This is a genomic window from Salinivibrio sp. EAGSL (assembly GCF_013366455.1).
GTDB classification, from domain to species: Bacteria; Pseudomonadota; Gammaproteobacteria; order Enterobacterales; family Vibrionaceae; genus Salinivibrio; species Salinivibrio costicola.
In genome coordinates, this window is the sequence record NZ_JABWMG010000079.1 from 1 (window position 1) to 257 (window position 257).

Consider the following 257-nt stretch of genomic DNA (forward strand, 5'->3'; position numbering starts at 1 on the left):
CGATGTTTTTTGTTGTTCGGCTATTTCCGCTAGCGTCTTCTTGTAGGTTTCATCGTTCATATCTCGCCAGTAACGCGGGTCGCGGCCAGTCTGTTGGTCATGAGCGGCGGTTACAGGATCTTTGGCTCGAGCTTCTTCTAATACCAACAGATCTGGCATCGGTTGACTCACATCCATGTAACGCTGGATCATATTCCAAAGACGCTGGTACTCCACCACACGCTCGTTGGTGCCAATTAAGTTGCTAATAGGTACAC

At 49.0% G+C, this 257-nt stretch carries 1 pseudogene; it reads right to left on the minus strand.

Features of this window, described 5'->3' with window-relative positions:
• Positions 1-257, minus strand: a pseudogene (locus tag HLG76_RS14780) (hypothetical protein); the annotation flags it as partial.